Below are 15,466 nucleotides of genomic sequence, written 5' to 3' on the forward strand. Positions count from 1 at the left end.
AATGAAATCGATCTTGGTCCTACCCAGCGGTGGGCGTTGATATCTGGATTGGAAAATCAGCTCGGCGGCAAATTCATCATTATCGGCCTTAAAGGAGCAAAAGCCGACTGTGATGTGCAGAAGGTCTGCACCTCCGGAGATACCATTCTTCATGATAATAGGGCGAAATATCTCCTGCCCAAAGATTTAAGCGTAGGTGGAAAACCCGTTGCGGCCATCGTTTCTGTGCTGACGGCCAGTAATACACCGGAAGGGTTTGACGTTGTCCTGTCAGTTTATGATGTTAAATCAGGTAGCGTAACACAGCGCCGTGCCGAGATTGGATATCGGGGCGGTGAAGTTTCGACGCAGCAGCTGCGTCGACTCGTTATAGTCGAAAGCTGAACTACCGGATACGGTGCTGACCGCGATCTGTGACAATCCCGCCGTGCAGTCGGTAGGGGTGGAGGATGACCACCTTCACATCCAGTATCGCTAGCCGCACGTTCGCGCCGCTGCTGCTGCCCGTCCTGCTCATCGCCGGATGCGGACCGGCCGGCAACGGAAGGGCGGAAAACGCGTCGGCAACCGCACCGGACAGGGTTGCTGATCGCCCGGCCACCGCAACGGCGCCGGCGACGCCTGTCGCGATCGCTGGCACACTGGGCGGAAAGCAAGACCTCGCCGTCGTCTACACCGCCGATCTGGCGCAGGCGGTAGCGGGCGCAAGGAAGATCCCCTTCCGGGCAAAGGGTGACATCGGCGGCATGATCTGCTCGCCTGCGACGATCAGCGGCAAGGACGCCGCATCACGCGCGCTGACGCTGACGCTGCCGGAGAATGCCGAGACGCGGGCGCATGTCCTGACCGTGGTTACGCCGGAACGCGGCCTGCTGGAAATCTATTCGCCCTATGACGGCGCGGCCGAGGCGGACGACCTCGTCATACCGTCGCAGACGATCGCTTGGGCCAAAGCGCGTACCCGGAACGTCTTCACCACCAACACCGACCAACTGGACGGTCTACGCCCGGGCCGTGACGCACCCGAGCCGCTGTTCCTAGAGGCGGGACGTTATCGCTTTGCACTGGTGAGCGGCATTGATGCCGCCCTGCTCAAGGCGAACGGCGCCCAGGTTGAGGTGATGGCGGCTTGCTCGTTCGACTGGACGCCGTGATACAAACATCGCAGCAATATCGACAATATACGAAAAACTGATGGTGGAGGCGTTGCACAGCCATCGGGCGGGCCGGGTGAGCCACGGGGCGATCTGAGTGGAGAAGGTGCCGGCTGCGAATTTAGCAGGGCTTCGGCCGACGATGCTCACGTGGATTCATTTGACCAGAATCCGGTTGGATGCATGCGGCAGTGGTTCGAGGACCCGGGTGTGCCGATCCCGTCGGCGATCAGCGCGCTGACCGGGATCAGCGACGCCGATGTCACTGGGCAGCGGATCGACAAGCACGAAGCCACCGGGATCATCGCTGGGTGCGACGTCGTGATTGCCCACAACGCCGCCTTCGATGCACCGCGTATCGAGCAGCGGCTGCCCACGACGGCAGGGCGCGCCTGGGCCTGCTCCTGCCGCGAGATATCCTGGCCTGAACACGGGCTCGACGGCCGCAAGCGTGGCCATCTCCTCATGCAGCTCGGCCTCTTCCACCAGGGTCACCGCGCCGCAGCCGATGTATGGGCGACGGTCAACCTCCTCGCCCAGTCGTTGCCGGGCAGCGATACCACCGGGGTGCTCGAGCTCGTCACCCGCGCTGGGCAGCCGACCCTCAAGGTCGAAGCCTGTGACGCGCCGTTTGCCGCCAAGGACGCGCTCAAAGCGCGGCTACCGCTGGCATGTCGCACGACGCATAGAGTGGTCCGATATCGCGACCGCGGACGAAGCGGTCGATCGGCAGTGGCTTGCACAAGTCTGCTAGTGCCGGTCACTGCGCATCGCGACGGTTACGTGGCGTGAGCGGCATCGCTGACAGTGGGATGCACAAGGTATCTTGAACAATTTGTCGATGATAATTGGCAAGCTTGGCCCGTTATTCACCGCAAAAACTTACGCTTTGACGTCCAAGCGAATTTGCCCCTACCCGCGTTGTCCGCGGGTGGGGGCAAATTCGCAGCCACGGTCATGCCGCAGCCGGGGCTTTAGTTGCTGTCGGAATCGTCTTCCTGATCGTCGATGACGAAGTACGCGCCGACGGCGATGCCGACGGCGATCAGGCCGGCTGCGATCGGGCCGGCGCTGGGGCCGCCGAATTTGCTGGACTTGCCGCTGGTCGATGAGGCGCGGGCGCTGGACAGCGACAGCTTGCTGGCGGCGTTCGACGACGTTGCTGCGGGGGCGGCGCTGGCAGCGACGGGAACGGCGGTCATGGCGATGGCCGAGGCGGCCAAGGCGATGGATTTGAACATAGAGATACTCCCGGGGTTTTCTGCGGCGCGGTGCCGCGGGTCGATCGACAAACAGGTCGACCGGCACCCACCAAACGCCGGCCGCGCCGAAAAGTTTGAAAGCGAGAAATCCGCCAGCGATTATGCTGGCAGTCCGATACGTATCGGCCGTCGATCCGATCATCACTGTGGCGGAACCGCCAACATACTTCCGATTCGGATCGATCGTAGAACCGGCGTTTTGCGAGTCCGATCAGGCTGTTAATGGCCAGCATGGGTCACATTGGAAATTTTTAGCGTTGATAGGGCGCTCAAATGGTCGGTCAAACTAGCATATTGAGAAATAACCGAAAACGCTTGGTGGCGATGCGCGGCCTCCCAGTAACGTGTTGCGAGAAGGCAACAATTCCGATTGCGCATGTGGATCGTTGCTCCAAAATCGATTGACAACGAATCCTCTAGTCCGACAAATCGGATCGATCTCAGGACCGCGGCAGAAACAGCGGCCTGATAAGGGGGGATATTCTGATGAAGCATGTTCTGCTGCTGGCTTCGGCCGCACCGATGGCGCTGTTCGCTGCGTTCGCATCTACGCCGGCACTTGCCCAGACCGCCACGCCACAGGAACAGCAACAGGCCGTACAGCCCGATGCCGGCGTCGACGAGCAGGCTCCGGTCGCACAGGAACGCGCCACGCGGTCCGCGCAGGGACGCAGCCCCGGTACGCAGGCGACCGAAAACCTCGGCGAGGACAGCAACGCGCAGGTCGCCGACGAAGGCCGCAGCCCGGAAGAGATCGTCGTGACCGGCTACCGCGCCAGCCTCGGCAGCGCGCAGGCGATCAAGCGCAATTCGGACGCGATCCTCGACGCGATCGTCGCGCAGGATATCGGTAAGCTGCCCGACAACACTGCCGCGGAATCGCTGGCGCGTGTCACCGGCGTGCAGGTCAACCGCTTCAGCGACGAGGTCAGCCAGGTGCTGGTCCGCGGCCTGCCCGACGTCGCCACCACCTTCAACGGCCGCGACATCTTCACCGCCGAGCTGCGCCGGTCGCAGTTGCAGGATTTCCCGGCGGGCGCGCTCGCTGGTCTGGAGGTCTACAAGTCGGGTACCGCCGATCTGCTCGAGCCCGGTCTGGCCGGCCTCATCAACGTGCGCTCGCGCCGGCCGTTCGACTTTACCGAGAAGTTCGTCCTCGCAGGCGGTATCCGCGGCACCTACAACGACCAGAACAAGAAGTACGACCCGCTGGGCAACGTCCTTGTGTCGGCGCGCGGTGACACGCCGCTGGGCGAGGTCGGGGTGCTGCTGAACGCCTCCTACCAGCAGGCGCATTACCGCAACGCGGTGCGCTGGGCCGATGGCTTCGTGACCAACCCCAGCGCGGGTACGACGATCGTCCCGGCCTCGGTCGGTCGCGACTTCAAGATCCCCGCCGCGGTCGGCGTCTACAACGACAGCGGCAAGCGGTGGCGGCCGGCGGTGAATGCCAGCGTGCAGTGGAAGCCGGCAGGGAACTTGGAGCTCTATTACGACTTCCTGTATCAGGGTTACCGCGGCGACATCGCGAACGACTGGTTCCGCGCGCCCCTGCTCGACAACAACCCCACGCTCAGCAACATCGTGCTGGTCGACGGCAAGCCCGATCAGGTCGAGAGCCTGACCAAGACCGGCGGATTCCGGCCGGAGGCATATCGCAGCACGCAGCACGGCTACACCAACACCTATCAGGCCGCAGGCGGCGCCAAATGGGATGTCGGCCCGGCGCACCTGTCGACCGACCTCGCCTATACGCGCAGCGAATACGGCTCCGACGAATGGAGCTTCGACACGGCGTGGACCGCCGCGCCGCAGGTCGATGTCGACTTCTTCGTGAAGGGCGGCTCGTCCTTCGCCCTGCCCGGCTTCGACGCCGAGAACCCCGCCAACTACAAATGGCGCGGCTATTACGAGAGCATCTACCGCGTGCAGGGCAAGGGCTGGCAGTGGCGCGGCGACCTGGACCTCGACACCAACGTGTCGCTGTTCCCCAAGCTGCAATTCGGTGCGCGCTGGACCGATCGCGAGGCGTCGCTGGAGCGCGGCAATCGCTATGCCTATACCGAGACGCTGGGCCTGACGCTGGCACAGACACCCGCCCAGCCGCTGGGGCTGACGCAGAACGTGTTCCGCGGCGATCAGGGCTTCACGAGCTGGCTGATGCCGACCCGTGCCGGCGTGGCGGGCAATGCCGAGGCGCTGCGCCAGTTCTCCTACGACTCGCTGGTGAAGATCGTCGCCGCCAACCCGAACGATCAGGGGTACCGCGACGCGCTGGCCCGGTTCGCGACGCCGAACATCCAGCTCAACCCGCAGGACTCGTTCTTCGCGGAGGAACAGACCTACGCCTTCTACGGCCAGACCAAGTACGAGTTCGATGTCGGCTCGCTTCGCGTCGACGGCCTGATCGGTGCGCGCGTGGTCAATACGGTCGGCAAATACAGCGGCATTTCCAGCGTGTTCTTCGACGGCGTCCGGGTGTCGGAGCCGCGCGTGACCAAGGCCAACTATGTCGACATCCTGCCCAATGTCAGCCTGCGCTTCCGCCCCGACGACAAGCTGCAGGTGCGCTTCGGCTTCACGATGACGCGCACGAAGCCGGAATTCGGCCAGCTCAACCCGGCGCTCCGGATCGACCAGAACACGGCCCCGATCACCGGCCCCATCCTGCCCGATACGCGCTTCCCGTTGGCGTTGCAGGGCCGTCCGGTCGCCTATGGCAGTGGTGGCAACCCCGACCTGCAGCCGTTGACGTCGAAGAATTACGACGCGTCGGTCGAATATTATTTCAGCCAGACGGCATCGATCACCGCCGCGGCATTCTACCGCGACCTCAATGGCTTCATCAACAATTTCACCACCCGCACGATCGACCCGGTCTATGGCCTGATCGAGATCAGCCGGCCGGAGAATTCGGGCAAGGGCCGGATCAAGGGCTTCGAGGTCGGCGCGCAGACCTTCTTCGACTTCCTGCCCGGCCTGCTCAGCGGGTTCGGCGTCCAGGCGAACGTCACCTATCTGAAGGGGGAGAACCGCTTCCCGGCGAATCTCTTCCTGGCAGCGACCGGATCGACCACGCCGGCTCCGTTCGTGACGATCCCCGGCCTGTCGAAATGGACGTACAACACCGCCCTGTTCTACGAAAAGGGCGTCATCTCGACGCGCCTGTCGCTCAACAACCGCACCGCGTTCCTGAACAACCAGTTCCTGCCGACGTCCGATTTCTACGACGGCGAGGGTACGCAGAATATCGAGCGGCTGGACTTCTCGTTCAACTACACGCCGATCAAGCAGATCACGCTGACGTTCGACGCGGCGAACATCCTGGCGAAGCCGTTCAACAACTATCGCCAATATGCGCAGGATCGCTCCTACCCGCGCGATATCCGCGAAGAGGGCCGCTATTACGGTATCGGCGCCCGCTTCCGCTTCTGATCGACGGGAGAAGCACAGTGGGTGGCACAGGCGGGACGTTCCCGCCTGTGCCACCCCGATCGTTTACGCCGGGGTCCCCTACCCCTTCAGGCCCTATCCCTTCAGGCCCTGCGCCTTCGGCAGCACGGTGATGTCGGACGATCCCGACCAGATGTTGATCTGACCATCGGGTGCCGCGGCGTCGATCGCGGCGAGCTCGTCGGTTTCGAAGCCGAGGTTGCCGAGCGCGTCGAGCGCGTCGTCGAGCTGTTCCACGGTGCGTGCGCCGATCAGCGCCGAGGTGACGCGCGGATCGCGCAGGACCCAGGCGATCGCCATCTGCGCCAGCGTCTGGTCCCGTCCCTTCGCGATCGCGTCCAACGCCCGGACCGCGTCGATATTGCGGTCGGTCAGCAGCGTTTCCGACAGCGACCCTCCACGCGCGGCGCGTGCGTCCTTCGGGACGCCGCCCAGATATTTGTCGGTCAACATCCCCTGCGCGAGCGGCGAGAAGGCGATGCAGCCGGTGCCGAGGTCGTCGAGCGTTCCCAGCAGTTCACGCTCGATCCAGCGGTTGAGGATCGAATAGCTCGGCTGGTGGATGAACAGCGGCACCTTCTCCGCGGCGAGGATCGCGGCCGCCTGTCGCGTCAGGCCCGGTTCGTAGGAGGACAGGCCGACATACAGCGCCTTGCCCTGCCGATGCAGCTGGACGAGCGCCCCCATCGTCTCCTCCAGCGGCGTGTCGGGATCGACGCGGTGCGAGTAGAAGATGTCGACATAGTCGAGGCCCATCCGCTTCAGGCTCTGCTCGCAACTGGCGATCAGGTATTTGCGCGACGATCCGATGTCGCCGTACGGGCCGGGCCACATATCCCACCCCGCCTTGGTCGAGACGATCAGCTCGTCGCGGTGACCGGCGAAGTCGGTCGCAAGGACGCGGCCGAAATTCTCCTCCGCCGAGCCGTAGGGCGGCCCGTAATTGTTCGCGAGATCGAAATGCGTGACGCCGCGATCGAACGCGCGACGCAGGATCGCCCGGCCCGTCTCGAACACGTCGGCACCGCCGAAATTCTGCCAGAGCCCAAGGCTGATCGCTGGCAATCTCAGCCCGCTGCGCCCGGTACGCCGATACGGCATCCGGCCATCATAGCGTGCGGGATCGGGAACATAGGGGGCGGGATAGGGCATCGGGCAACCTCCGTGAGGGAAGGCGGGGTTACCGCGCGGGAGCGTGGAGGCCAACCGCGCCGGGCGACGAAAGTCGCATGGGATCAGGCAATTGATCGATTGGTGGCGTAGCTGCCGTCTCCCGCGAACGGGGATAAATTTGGAGTGGGCCCGACTTCGTCACGCTCCCATCTACGGGCTTCGCCATTTGCCAATTGCACCCGGAATCCGCGTGATTCATGGTGGCGAGGCGATGATGCTGAGCCCCCTCTCCCCTGCGCCCGCGCTGACCTTGCCGGTGCTGATCGCGGAGGCGGAGCCGCAGGCGCAGATGCGGTTCCTGGAGTTCTTCGCGGCGACGATCCGCAACGTCCACACGCGGCGCGCCTATGCGCGCGGCTGCGGCGACTTCCTGGCGTGGTGCAGCGAGCGGGGCGTCACCGCCCTGCCGCAGATCCAGCCGCTGCACGTCGCCGCCTGGATCGAGGAACTGGGCCGCGAGGTTTCGGTGCCGACCGTCAAGCAGCGGCTGGCGGGGGTGCGGCATCTGTTCGACTGGCTGGTGCGGACGCAGGTGGTGCCGACCAACCCCGCGGTGTCGGTGCGCGGTCCCGCCTATAGCGTGCGGCGCGGCAAGACGCCGGTGCTCGACCCGCACGAGGCCCGCACCCTGCTCGACAGTATCGACGTGTCGACATGTATAGGATTACGCGATCGCGCGCTGATCGCGTTGATGACGTACAGCTTCGCACGCGTCGGCGCGGCGCTGGCAATGCGGGTGGAGGATGCCTTCACGCAGAACCGCCGGCTGTGGGTGCGGCTGCACGAGAAGGGCGGCAAGCTGCACGAGATGCCGTGCCACCATAATCTGGAGGAGTATCTGCACGCCTATATCGATGGCTGCGGGCTGGCGGAGGATCGCAAGGGGCCGCTGTTCCGCACGATCGCGCGCGGCACCGGCCAGCTGAGCCGGACCCCCCTGCCCCAGGCCAATGCCTATCAGATGGTCCGCCGGCGCGGGCTTGCAGCGGGGATCGGGACGGCGATCGGCAACCATTCGTTCCGGGCGACGGGGATCACCGCCTATCTGAAGAATGGCGGCACGCTGGAACGCGCCGCGGCGATGGCGAACCACTCCTCGACCCGCACGACGCAGCTCTACGACCGTCGCCACGACGGCGTGACGCTGGACGAGGTCGAACGCGTGATGATCTGACGTGTCGAGGTGTCGACAGGTATACGGGTAGAGGCTACTGGCCGTTCGTCTGATCCAGGCCCACCCGCTTATCGGACGGACGTTTCGAGGTCGGCGTCGGGCCAGCAATACAGGGTGCCGCCACGCCAGGGATCGGATCTTTCGGGTTCGGGATGGTCCACGGGATAGCGATAACGCGCCTCGGCATCCTCGGGGAACGCGACGCCCTCGCCCAGCCATAACAGCCGATAGGCGAGTGTGCTGCGGGCAGGTTCCATCGGTCGCACCGGCGCCTGCATCAGCCAGGCGACATCGGCGCGATGGGCATCGAACGCGTCGATACAGGCCCCGATCAGCGACAGGAGAGTATTCCGTGCCTGCATCTGCGGCGGGAGGGCGGGAAAGCGTATCTCGTTCGGGCGCCGGGGAAGGCGCGGATGTGCCGGCCCGCCGGGCTGGTCGTAGTGGATCTCGACGAGCTGGGCTTCTCCCTCCGCCCGCCGGCGATTCCAGAAGACGATCGTGGTACCGGGATCCGCGTCCGACCGGCGACCGTGCAACCGGGCCAGATCCAGCCATTGTTCGACCGTGAGGTCATCGACCAGCGGCATCGCCTCCATCGTTTCGAAGCTGCCGCCTCGCCCGCGCGGGGAAAGCTCGGCGAACAGCGGATGTACCTGCGCCAGCGCTTTCGCCATGTCGCGCGTGCGCGCGAGATTCCATGCCGGAGGATGCGCTCCTGCCGGCCATTCTACCGAAAGGGACAGATGTTGCGTGATCCAGTCCGTCATCGCGGTCCTTGTGGCATCGGATCATGCAGCACCGGCGTAGCGATGCCGGCCTGCGTGAATATGCCGGCGATGGCCGCCGTGTCATGGGCCGTCTGCACGTGCCATTCGTTACGAACGCCCAGCACGGTAGCCGCCTCCTGCTGATCCCGACCCTGGCCCTCGATGCCGATCGGCGCGTCCGACCAGATCGCATGCGGGCATCACTGGACCCGGGCGATGCGGAGGCTGGGGGTGCCGTCGAAGGAGGCGAGATAGGTTCCGAGTGCGGCGCGCTTGATCTTGACGCTGTCGCCCGTTTCGGGCGGAAAGCGCGAGGCCTCCGCGGTTTTCCAGGTCGATCCGTCGGCCAGGACGACGACCCAGCGATCGCGGCCGGAACGCTCGACGCTGCGCACCGTCGAGTCCAGATTCTGGATCTCGGACATCTTCTCGCCGGCGCGTCCGAACAGGTTTGTCGTGGGAAGCTGAAACCCGAACAAGGAGCGTCGCTTTTCGGCCACTTCCTCGCGACTGAGGACCGCGATGTCGTTACTGGCACGCGCGGTTTCTAGCGCCGAGGAGGCACGATCGAAGCAGGCCAGCCGTTCGGTCGGGCCGGTGATCGAGCGGCAGCGGGTGACGGCCTCGATGAGCGTCTCTCCGGTGTCCTTACGAGGGGTTTGCGCCATCGAAGGCGCGCTCAGAGTCACGATCGATGCCGCCAGCATCACACGCTCAAACCGCCGCATCGATCACCATCCTATCGCTTTCCAGTTGCCTGCGTCATGCACGATACCGCGGCGGATCACTGTGCCTGATATGCAACATCGCCGGTGAAAATGGCCGATCCGAGCGCATTTTACTGGGCCTTCCGTTGCAATAGTGTTTCACCCGAGGCTACGTTTGTAACCAATAAGGGTGCGATCAGAACATCCGGGGACCAAAAAATGCGTCACGTGCACAGCGCGGGCGCAAAGTCTTTAAGCATTCAAAAGGGGTGATTTTTCATGAACTTCCGTTCGCGTCTGCTGGCGACCACGCTGGCTGCCAGTGTTCTGGCCATCGTACCGGCCCATGCCCAGACCGGCCCCGGCCCGGATTCGGGCACCGGCACGCCGACCAACAACATCGACCAGAACGCGACCGGTGAGCCTGCCGAAGGTGGCGAGATCGTCGTGACCGGATCGCGCATCGCGCGCCGCGACCTCGAGACCGCCGCGCCGATCGCGGTCGTCGGCCAGGAAGAGTTCAAGCTGTCCGGCACGGTGAACGTCGAGCAGGTCATCAACACCCTGCCGCAGGTGATCCCGGGCAGCACCGCCTTCTCGAACAACCCGGGTGGCGGCGTCTCGACGCTGAACCTGCGCGGTCTGGGCGAGAACCGCACGCTGGTGCTGGTCAATGGCCGCCGCTGGATGTTCTACGATGCGAGCCAGATCACCGATCTGAACACGATCCCGGCCTTCCTGCTCGAGGGCGTGGACGTCGTCACGGGCGGCGCATCGGCGGTCTATGGTTCGGACGCGCTCGCCGGCGTCGTCAACTTCCGCCTGCGCACCGACCTGAGCGGCGTCGAGGCCGGTGGCCAGTATGGCCTGACCGAGCGCGGCGACGGCCGTCGTTACGAGGGCTATGTCGCACTCGGTACGGCGCTGGCCGACAACCGCGGTCATGCGACCGTGTATGCCGAGTATTTCCGCCGCGAGGCGATCTTCCAGGGCGCCCGCAGCTACTCGCGCGAAGCTCTGGGCGATAATGGCGACGGCAGTGCGCTGATCCCCGGCGGTTCGTCGACGACGCCGACCGCTCGCCTGACCTCTACCTATGGCGCGGCCTGCCCGACCGGGAACATCTTCTGCGGTGGCGGCGCGTTCTTCACGGAGCCGGGCGTCAGCCGTCCGCGCGTGGCGACCGATCTCTACAACTTCGCGCCGGCCAATTACTTGCAGGTCCCGCAGGAGCGTTACCTGCTCGGCGGTTATGCCGATTACGACATGGGCGGCGGCAACACGGCGTATGTCGAGGCGAGCTTCGTCAACAACCGCGTCGCCAACGAACTGGCGGCGACGCCGGTGACCGGCACGTTCCAGGTGAACATCAACGCGGTGTCGCCGTTCCTGTCGGCCGCCAATATCGCAGCGCTGCGTCAGCTCGACACCGTCGCAATCGCCGCCAATACGGTGGTGGGCGACGGAATCGTGCCGATTTCGGTGCAGCGTCGCGTGCTGGAGACGGGCGGCCGCAACTCGCTCGACGAGCGCAACGCGTTCCGCATGCTGGTCGGCGTCAAGGGTCCGATCGCCGAGGGCTTCAACTACGACGCGTATTACAGCTACGCGCGCACCCGGAACGCCAACGTGCAGGCGGGCAACATCTCGCGTGCGGCATTCCAGGCGGGTCTGAACGGCTCGGCGGATGCGATCAACATCTTCGGCCCCGGCACGCTGACCCCCGCGATGGTCGATCAGATCTCGATCGTGGCGCAGAACGGCGACATCTCGGTGCTGCAGGTAGCCAACGCCTCGGTGTCGGGCGGCCTGTTCAACCTGGGCCTGGGCGGCGGTGACGTCAGCATCGCGGCCGGTGGCGAGTATCGCAAGCTGTCGGCGGAGTTCATCCCCGACACGGCGCTGTCGTCGGGTGACGTTATCGGCTTCAACGCCGGCGATGCCACCATCGGCAGCTACAACGTCAAGGAAGTGTTCGGCGAGCTGCTGATCCCGGTCGCGGCGCGTATCCCGGGCGTCTACAACCTCGAACTCACCGCGGCCGGTCGCTATTCCGACTATTCGCTCGGTAATGTCGGGGGCGTCTGGACCTATGCGGGCGGCGCGACCTATTCGCCGATCCGCGACATCACCTTCCGTGGTCAGTACCAGCGGGCAGTGCGTGCGCCGAACGTGGCGGAACTGTTCGCCGGCGGTGCCGTGAACTTCCCGCAGGCGCAGGACCCTTGCGCCCTGGCGTCCGCCGCGGCCAACGCGACGATCCGTGGCCTCTGCGTCGCAACCGGCGTCCCGACCAATCTGGTCGGTACCCCCGGACTTCAGATCAACAATCAGATCCAGATCCAGACGGGCGGTAACCCGAACCTTCAGGAGGAAGTTTCGGACTCCTACACCGCCGGCGTGGTGCTGCGTCCCAGCTTCCTGCCGGGCCTGTCGATGACGGCCGACTATTTCAACCTGAAGGTCGAGAACACGGTGTCCTCGCTGGGCGGTGGCTTGGTCAACACGCTGGACCTCTGCTATAACGTTCTACAGGACATCAGCAGCCCCTATTGCCAGGCGTTCGTCGGGACCCGTAACGCATTGGGCCAGTTCGACGGCACCGTCCTGCCGCTGATCGGCACCGCCAACGTGTCGACGTTGAAGGCCGAGGGTGTCGACGTTCAGGTCGATTACCAGACGCGCTTCCCGCTCTCGATGATGGGCCGCGACGACTCCCGCTTGGCCTTCTTCTTCCTGGGCACCTACACCCGGAAGAGCGACCTGACCCCGGTCGCCGAGCAGCCCGATATTGTCACCAAGTGCGCGGGAACCTTCGGGCTTACCTGCGGCAACCCGACGCCCAAGTACAAGTGGACGTCGCGCGTGTCGTGGATCGACGGCGGCCTGACCACCAGCCTGCGCTGGCGTCACCTGTCGGCAGTGCGGGACGACGACGATACGTCGGACTTCTTCGTCGAGCGTATCCCGGCCTACAACCTGGTCGACCTGAGCTTCTCGTTCAACATCACCGACCAGTACAATCTGTCGATCGGCGTCAACAACCTGTTCGACAAGAACCCGACGGTGCTCGGCAGCAACCAGCAGCAGGCGAACACCTTCCCCGGTACGTACGACGTGCTCGGCCGCGATTTCTTCGTGTCCACGCGCTTCAAGTTCTGATCGCGGACGGCGGGCCCAGCGCCCGCCGTCTTTCCGGAAACGAAGCGTAAAGCGCCTGTACGGGACACCGTGCGGGCGCTTTTTCGTGCATGTTGCTGGCCGACGTCATGTTCTTAGGTGAACGCAGAACTCTGCATCATGTGGTGCGGGTCGGGATTGCAACCAATCTCGCTGCCGGCATCACGTCGCTACCAGGCTGGTGCTCGGTCGTAGACCGACGCCGTCGTCAGATCACCTGACGTGCTGACGTGTAGGAAACGACTGATGTCCGGTTGGACATGCCACCTGCGCCATCACCTGTCACGAAGCCAACCGGTGATCGCGAAGCGGGTCGCCCGCGCGAATGGCGGAACATAGGTGACGTGATGCGCCTGCGGCACCCGGAATAGGTTCAGCGCATTGAACCGCGGCCGCCAGCCGGCAATGATATCGCCGTCTGCGTCGAGGAAGTTCAGATAACCGCCCCAATCGGGCCGCCAGTCCTCGTCGCAGAGGTTCAGGACATAGGCGACGCGCCGACCTTCGTTTTCATGGCTGTCGTTATGCACCGCCAAAAAATCGCCGGCGCTGAAGAAGGTGGCCTGTGCATCCCCCTTGATGATCGACGCGATGCCGGTGATCGCGCGGGCCGTGTCGAGGAAGGGCGTGTCGTTCAGATGTTCGACCAGCGCGTCATGCGGCCCGCTTGGCTGCCATGCCTGGAGATAGGCGTGGATCATCGGATAATGCGCGAACCGGAACGCATAATCCTGCCCGGCGGCCGCGGTGTTGACCGCCAGGGCCAGCGCCGTGCGTTGTTCCGGCGACATGGCGCGCAGTTCTTCGCGGCGCATCGACGACGGACCGCCGGTGCCGGCCTGCCACGCCGTTCCCCACGGTGTCTCCGATGCGAGAATACGGCGGATGGCGTGCGCGCACGGGTCGGTCAGAAAATCGCGGATCTGCACGCGGCCGTCGCGCGCGAACGTCGCGGCTGCGGTGCCGATGTCGATCGTCGGCGCGATATCGAACAGCCGCTGCATCCCCTGCCCTCCCCATCTCGGTTCAAAAATATGGCAATCTCTTCGATTTGCCGGTTGGGCGTGGCATAAGGCCGGACCGATGTCATCGCCACCTTTTGCCCTGAACCCGGCGCTGGACGCGACCGCCCTCGCCGCCCGCTTCGCGCGGGACGGGCGGTTGCAGATCGTCGATATCCTCGCCCCTGAGTCCGCGACGATGCTGCACGCGATGCTGCGGGAGCGGACCGACTGGCGTCAGGTTTTGAACAGCGGCGGGCGTGTGATGGAGCTGGATCGCGCCACACGCGCAGCGATGTCCGAGGAGCAGCGCACCGCGCTGGACACGGCGGTGTATGCCGCGGCGCGTGCCGGCTTCCAGTATCGCTACGAAACGATCCGCGTGCCCGACGACGAGGCAGCACGCCGCACTAGCGACGATCCGCTGGCGGCGTTCGCGTCGTGGCTGTCCTCGGGAAAACCGCGAGCGTTCCTGCGGATGGTGACCGGTGCGGACGGCATCGATTTCGCGGATGCGCAGGCCACCGCCTATGCGCCCGGCGATTTCCTGACCGGACATGACGACGCCGTGGCGGGACGCCATCGCCATGCGGCTTATGTCCTCAGCCTCAACCCCATGTGGCGGACCGAATGGGGCGGATTGCTGCTGTTCCACGCCGGCGATGACGGCTGGGCGCAGGCGGTGGAGCCGCGCTTCAACACGCTGAACCTGTTCCGGGTACCTCAGATGCACAGCGTGTCGGAGGTGACCCGCGCCGCGGCTTATCGTCGCTATTCGATCACCGGCTGGCTCCGTGAGCGGTGAGGGCAAGTATGTTTTACGCGCTTGATTGTCGATTTGTCTATCTGTCGACAATCAGACGATGCGGTGTCTGATTGCAGCGAATGGCAATCTTTGCCATGATGCAATCGGAGACACCGGCATGGCATCCATGAACATATCGCTGCCCGACCCGATGCGGGATTACGTGCAGGACCGGATCGATAGCGGGCAGTATGCGAGCGCCAGCGACTATGTGCGCGACCTGATCCGTCGCGACCGCGGCGGGATCGAGAACGAGGAGCGCTGGCTGCGTGATCTCGACGGCTCGATCGCACGGAGCCTGGCGGAGATGGCGGCGGGCGGCGGGGTCCACCTCGATGCCGCATGCGACGCGGTGCTGATCGAACTGGCGACGACGGACGGCCAGACCCGTTCGTGAAGGTCGTCCTGTCGTCGCAGGCCGTGATCGACCTGCGACACATCGCCCGCTTCATTGCCCGGGACAATCCACCCCGTGCCGTCTCTTTCGTCACCGAACTGCGCAATGTTGCGGGGCGGCTGGGCGAACTGCCGCACGGCTTCCCGCTGGTTCCGCGTTACGAGCGCCACGGTATTCGCCGACGATCGTGGAAGGGCTATAGCATCCTCTACTCGGCACTGCCCGGCCGGGTGTTCGTCCACCGCATCGTCGGGCCGGGGCAGGATCATGATCGGGCATTGGGAATGAGCTGACGTCTAGTCGACGTGTCGTGATGTAGACGCGTATACTAGGTCAATTAGGTTGTCCCTCTCCCCTGCCGACCGAATTCATGCGCCCGTTCTCGTTAAA

At 64.6% G+C, this 15,466-nt stretch carries 14 protein-coding genes; 9 read left to right on the forward strand and 5 right to left on the reverse strand.

The window, feature by feature from the left end; genetic code table 11:
* The 3 genes from AC0CH8_RS17475 to AC0CH8_RS17485 form a co-directional block, all read left to right on the forward strand.
* Positions 1 to 384: hypothetical protein (locus AC0CH8_RS17475; RefSeq protein WP_465240971.1), on the forward strand; the 384-nt coding region annotated here is incomplete at its 5' end.
* A gap of 65 nt (positions 385 to 449) precedes the next feature.
* Entirely contained in the window at positions 450 to 1,154 is a 705-nt protein-coding gene (locus tag AC0CH8_RS17480) for a hypothetical protein (protein WP_465240972.1), read from the forward strand.
* Positions 1,155 to 1,337: 183 nt separating this feature from the next.
* Positions 1,338 to 1,946 carry a hypothetical protein gene (locus AC0CH8_RS17485; RefSeq protein ID WP_465240973.1) on the forward strand — a complete coding sequence of 203 codons (609 nt, stop codon included), beginning with the start codon at positions 1,338 to 1,340 and terminating at the stop codon, positions 1,944 to 1,946.
* Between the two features lie 182 nt (positions 1,947 to 2,128).
* On the opposite strand, the gene AC0CH8_RS17490 is transcribed toward AC0CH8_RS17485, so the two are convergent.
* On the reverse strand, positions 2,129 to 2,395 hold the full coding sequence (locus AC0CH8_RS17490; protein ID WP_465240974.1) for a hypothetical protein: 267 nt from the start codon (positions 2,393 to 2,395) through the stop codon (positions 2,129 to 2,131).
* A 507-nt stretch (positions 2,396 to 2,902) separates the two neighbouring features.
* Between AC0CH8_RS17490 and AC0CH8_RS17495 the strand changes: the two genes are divergently transcribed.
* The gene (locus AC0CH8_RS17495; RefSeq protein WP_465240975.1) at positions 2,903 to 5,851 is read left to right on the forward strand and encodes a TonB-dependent receptor; all 2,949 of its coding nucleotides are present in this window, start codon (positions 2,903 to 2,905) and stop codon (positions 5,849 to 5,851) included.
* A 93-nt stretch (positions 5,852 to 5,944) separates the two neighbouring features.
* Here the strand turns inward: AC0CH8_RS17495 and mgrA are convergent, their stop codons facing one another.
* On the reverse strand, positions 5,945 to 7,021 hold the full coding sequence (mgrA, locus tag AC0CH8_RS17500; protein WP_465240976.1) for an L-glyceraldehyde 3-phosphate reductase: 1,077 nt from the start codon (positions 7,019 to 7,021) through the stop codon (positions 5,945 to 5,947).
* 235 nt (positions 7,022 to 7,256) lie between these two features.
* On the opposite strand from mgrA, the gene AC0CH8_RS17505 reads away from it, so the two are divergent.
* Complete coding sequence (locus AC0CH8_RS17505; protein WP_425530314.1) at positions 7,257 to 8,216, forward strand: tyrosine-type recombinase/integrase; 960 nt, start codon at positions 7,257 to 7,259, stop codon at positions 8,214 to 8,216.
* Between the two features lie 68 nt (positions 8,217 to 8,284).
* On the opposite strand, the gene AC0CH8_RS17510 is transcribed toward AC0CH8_RS17505, so the two are convergent.
* Together AC0CH8_RS17510 and AC0CH8_RS17515 are read right to left on the reverse strand one after the other, a co-directional pair.
* Positions 8,285 to 8,986, reverse strand: a complete 702-nt coding sequence (locus AC0CH8_RS17510; RefSeq protein WP_465240977.1) for a hypothetical protein — start codon at positions 8,984 to 8,986, stop codon at positions 8,285 to 8,287.
* Between the two features lie 200 nt (positions 8,987 to 9,186).
* Positions 9,187 to 9,714, reverse strand: coding sequence for a hypothetical protein (locus tag AC0CH8_RS17515; protein ID WP_465240978.1), 528 nt, complete (start codon positions 9,712 to 9,714; stop codon positions 9,187 to 9,189).
* 258 nt (positions 9,715 to 9,972) lie between these two features.
* Between AC0CH8_RS17515 and AC0CH8_RS17520 the strand changes: the two genes are divergently transcribed.
* Positions 9,973 to 12,855 carry a TonB-dependent receptor domain-containing protein gene (locus AC0CH8_RS17520; protein WP_465240979.1) on the forward strand — a complete coding sequence of 961 codons (2,883 nt, stop codon included), beginning with the start codon at positions 9,973 to 9,975 and terminating at the stop codon, positions 12,853 to 12,855.
* A 293-nt stretch (positions 12,856 to 13,148) separates the two neighbouring features.
* Here the strand turns inward: AC0CH8_RS17520 and AC0CH8_RS17525 are convergent, their stop codons facing one another.
* Entirely contained in the window at positions 13,149 to 13,877 is a 729-nt protein-coding gene (locus AC0CH8_RS17525) for a 2OG-Fe(II) oxygenase (protein WP_465240980.1), read from the reverse strand.
* A 79-nt stretch (positions 13,878 to 13,956) separates the two neighbouring features.
* Here AC0CH8_RS17525 and AC0CH8_RS17530 point away from each other — a divergent pair, with 79 nt between their 5' ends.
* From AC0CH8_RS17530 to AC0CH8_RS17540, 3 genes are all read left to right on the forward strand, one after another.
* Positions 13,957 to 14,679 carry a 2OG-Fe(II) oxygenase gene (locus tag AC0CH8_RS17530; protein ID WP_465240981.1) on the forward strand — a complete coding sequence of 241 codons (723 nt, stop codon included), beginning with the start codon at positions 13,957 to 13,959 and terminating at the stop codon, positions 14,677 to 14,679.
* A 118-nt stretch (positions 14,680 to 14,797) separates the two neighbouring features.
* The gene (locus AC0CH8_RS17535) at positions 14,798 to 15,076 is read left to right on the forward strand and encodes a type II toxin-antitoxin system ParD family antitoxin (protein WP_465240982.1); all 279 of its coding nucleotides are present in this window, start codon (positions 14,798 to 14,800) and stop codon (positions 15,074 to 15,076) included.
* Positions 15,073 to 15,369 carry a type II toxin-antitoxin system RelE/ParE family toxin gene (locus AC0CH8_RS17540; protein ID WP_465240983.1) on the forward strand — a complete coding sequence of 99 codons (297 nt, stop codon included), beginning with the start codon at positions 15,073 to 15,075 and terminating at the stop codon, positions 15,367 to 15,369. The genes AC0CH8_RS17535 and AC0CH8_RS17540 overlap by 4 nt, the downstream gene beginning before the upstream one ends.
* The last annotated feature ends 97 nt before the right edge of the window (positions 15,370 to 15,466 follow it).

The organism is Sphingomonas sp. AC435, from assembly GCF_979253005.1.